Genomic DNA, 3,892 nt, shown 5'->3' on the forward strand with positions numbered 1-3,892 from the left:
GGTATGTATTATGCGGCAGGCTGGTCCGTAAACGCCGAACAAACGATTATAGAACACACTGGGGGCAATCCAAATTTCAGAACCGAAGTAGCCATACTGCTAAATGAACGAACAGCCGTCTCCTTGCTGAGCAACGGCGCAAATACCAATATAAACATGGTACTAAAAGTTAAAGATATATTAGAGGGCAATCTAACTCAGTCATATGAAATAAGCGGCACACAGCTTTTGGATATCATTTTGTCGTCTATCACAATTATTCTTTGCCTATTGGCCGTTTTGCTATTTCTCTTAGGATTACGCAGAAGGAAAACGAATGAGCGGCAGCCAATGACAAAAAAGAGAATAACCGTAACAGTTATTTTCCTGATCGCTACGGTTGCCCTGGGTATACTGTGCTGTGCTTTTGATTGGTCAACAATACTTATTTGGCAAACATATAGTGTTCTTACAGCTTTGATTTCGTCAGCATTATTAACAGCAAGCATTACATGGTTTGTATACACTCACCGATAAAATACCTCGCTCCCAAGATAAGCATAATGTTAAGTAATTAAATTTCAATTTATCGGTATGCTTAATTTGAAAAACATAAGACACTTCGGTGTCTTTTTTAATATCATCGACAATTTTCCCAGTCAAACCTAATTACTATTGCTTCCACTAACCTGCTCCGTTCGTGGAATAAGGATTTTTAAACAACTATATTATTTTTTAAATGACTTTATTGTAAATTAAACAACTTTATTATTTCTGCACATCTTAACGGGGTAAATTCCGGCTCTTTTTTCAGATAAATTCTCTTAGCGTGGTTTTTTTCCGAAATGCTGGCTGTACCCCTAATATTAATGTTAATATTTTTTATCGTTAACATGATCTATTCAGTTATCAGTCAACTTAACAAGGGTTAATAGCTCTTGTTATAATTTAATAGTGCACAAGTGCAAAATCACATATAACCCACCTACGGAAATAGGTGGGTTTTTTATTGTATAAAGAAAAGACACCCAAAGGTGCCTTTCTCCGACTTGAACCACGTTCATTTAGTATAAACCTATCCGTATTCCCCTTTGTTATACGTGTAAACACATCCTATAAAACAGAATCGTCTATATACATCAGATTGTTAGTTCACAAAATTCAAGAGATTTGAGATCAATATGTTACGTCTTTCAAAAGAATCTGCTTTATAGAACGTGTCCACGGTTTATATTTTACTACATGTAATATTTATTTAGTGTAATTTTTACAAATATGTATAATTGCATAAAGTTTATGAGAAAAAGAGAGTATACTTTGATATTGTGTAATAAAGATAAGGCCCACCTACGGAAATAGGTGGGCTTTTTTATTGGGTATCACTACCTCAGTGCACAAAAGGGAATTTGTATTTAAATAATAGCATATTCTTAAAGTTCTTTTATTGAGAAATAAAGAAAAGACACCCTAAGGTGCCTTGAACCATCCTATTGTAATAAATATTGGATTATATTCATTTTGAACACTGTCATAGTAAGGGTTTTTAGTCCTTAGCATCTATTTTTATTTTCGATATGGTGATTTTCTTTCTGTGTACATGTACACACGTATTATTCTATATGAGCAAATTTAACTTTACTTGGATCTAACTTTGCATTTATAACTTTGACCTTTATAGAATAGGTAGCTACTTCTAGAGAATTTATAGGGGCTGAAAATGGTTGAAAAGCTGAATGCTTATGATTAGGGATAGTGGCACTTGTTACATAGGATAGGTCATCTCTTAAATTATAAAACTCAAATACTACACGGCTTGGTTCTTGTTTATTAGCCGAACTTACATCAGCAATCCCAATAAAAGTATTAAAATAAGGGTAGTATCTTATGGCATCCCCATCATAAAGCCAAAATTCACTTTCATCTACGGATGATTTTTCATTATTAATTTGAGCGGAAACTGTATTCTGATCAGGACTATAAAATGCACCAAAGATTAGAAACCCCATACTCATTACCGGAATAAGAATTCTTTTCTTCAATTTAACGACTCCTTTGATTACAGTTTTTAACAACTTAATAATACTGTTTTTCCTTTAAACTGTAAATATGGAAAAAATTTATTAGAGAAGTAAAAATGATATGTATAAAAACAAGAAGCACAAAAAAATAACCTGCCTAGTCGGGTTATTTTTTTGTGAGATTGCGCCCATTACCTTTTTTGTGTAAATTCATAAAGAAAAGACACCCTAAGGTGCCTTCCTCCGACTTGATAACCACTTTAATTTTAATAATATGTATTGGACGCCAATCCGAATATTATTTTACCATGTTAACTTATTTTATTAAAAGTTATTTAGAATTAAATAATAATGACGTTTTTTAGGATGGGCATGAACAGTCAAGTTAGATTATACTAAAAATATAAATATTTTATTATGATATGACGACTGTTAAATATTAGGTGGTGTGACATTCTATGAAGTATTCAAATGATGAATTAATTTTCATAATACAGGAAACGGCGAAAAGGTTAGATAGAAGCCCTAAAACTAGTGATATTAGTCAATCTCATACTATAATTAATCGATTCGGTTCATGGAACGGAGCGTTAAAAAAAGCTGGTTTAAAAATAAATAAAGAACGTTCTTACCAAACGTATTCTGACATAGAATTAATTAATATAATAGTAAGGTGGATTAAAGAAAATAATAAAATACCTAATCGCAAAGAATGGTGTAATGTTGCTGATGTACCCAGCCCAGAACTATATAGAGTACGTTTTAAAAAAACTTGGGCTGAACTTATTGAGATGATTGGCTACGGAGAATCTTCTAAAAATCATTACCGTTTCAAAAATGCTAATATTTCAAATGAAGAAATAATGGATATGTTTAAAGAAGAAATTAACTATATTTTAAAAACCACAAATGGAGCAATAACTTCTAAACTATATGATAAACATAAAAATCCTGATTTTTTATCTTCATCTGGTATGATGGATCGTTTTAACAAAAAGTGGTCAGAGTTGTTATTATTAGTCAATTGCCCTAAAACACGAATTAATAAATATAAATTTTCTAGAGAAGAATTGATTGCTATTATTCGTGATCTTGCTATTAAGTTAAATAAAACCCCTTCATTGCTTGATTTATCGAAAGAAGGGATAACTGACAAACAAATATATGCTATATTTACTTCTTATGAAGAAACCTTAAAAGAAGCCAATGTAAATATAGTATTTTCAAAAGTAGATGAAGTTAAAGAAACAAAAGAAGAACTTTTACAGATGTACATTAATTTTTGCAAAAAGATAGGCAAAGTAGCTAGTGCGAAAGATTTAGATCGAAGTGATGAGATATATAACGCAAATGTTTTCTCGATAAGGTTTAATGGATTAAATAATTTAAGAAAACAGGCTAATTTACCAACATGCGTAAGAACACAACCTAAATACTCTAAAAATGAATTGAATAAAATCCTCATTTCCTTATATAAAGAAAAAGGAAGAAGATTAAAAAACAAAGAATTATTAGAGTACAAATTATATACAACGACTATTATGCGATATTTTGAAACAACTAGTATGAATAATGTTTGGGGACAAATCGAGAGAAATATGCTTGATAATACTAAAATATAAAGAAAAGAAGACGCCTTATGGGGTCTTCTTTTCTTTATTAGGGGTATCGCCACATTGCCATCAACCTAAGAAAACAGGTCACCCCCAAAACGATTAATAAGCTTTTTCGTTACAAGAAAGCCTAAAAATTTCGTTCTGGGGGTGTAATAAAACTTTAGCTTGATGGGCATGTGGTGGTATCCCACATCCATCAACTTAAGGTATATTTTCAAACAAAATGCGGTCTTTCCATATAGTTTTTTATTATCTTTTGTAGATTTTATAAAAGCGGGC

The 3,892-nt window shown here is 31.4% G+C and carries 3 protein-coding genes and 1 pseudogene; 2 read left to right on the forward strand and 2 right to left on the reverse strand.

Annotated elements, in window-relative coordinates; all coding sequences use genetic code 11:
* Positions 1–516: pseudogene (locus MR155_RS30645) on the forward strand (serine hydrolase domain-containing protein); the annotation flags it as partial.
* A 1,073-nt stretch (positions 517–1,589) separates the two neighbouring features.
* Here the strand turns inward: MR155_RS30645 and MR155_RS30650 are convergent.
* On the reverse strand, positions 1,590–2,018 hold the full coding sequence (locus MR155_RS30650; protein ID WP_242312060.1) for a hypothetical protein: 429 nt from the start codon (positions 2,016–2,018) through the stop codon (positions 1,590–1,592).
* A gap of 437 nt (positions 2,019–2,455) precedes the next feature.
* Between MR155_RS30650 and MR155_RS30655 the strand changes: the two genes are divergently transcribed.
* Positions 2,456–3,619 (forward strand): homing endonuclease associated repeat-containing protein, encoded by a 1,164-nt coding sequence (locus MR155_RS30655; protein WP_242312061.1) that lies wholly within the window; start codon positions 2,456–2,458, stop codon positions 3,617–3,619.
* Between the two features lie 65 nt (positions 3,620–3,684).
* Here the strand turns inward: MR155_RS30655 and MR155_RS30660 are convergent.
* Positions 3,685–3,892: hypothetical protein (locus MR155_RS30660; protein ID WP_242312062.1), on the reverse strand; the 208-nt coding region annotated here is incomplete at its 5' end.

Source organism: Bacillus cereus group sp. BfR-BA-01331 (assembly GCF_022663915.1).
Classification (GTDB): Bacteria; Bacillota; Bacilli; order Bacillales; family Bacillaceae_G; genus Bacillus_A; species Bacillus_A mycoides.

Bases quoted from the DNA above. Each gene is read 5' to 3' on its own strand.
- MR155_RS30655 (WP_242312061.1), top strand. From the start codon at position 2,456: ATGAAGTATTCAAATGATGAATTAATTTTCATAATACAGGAAACGGCG.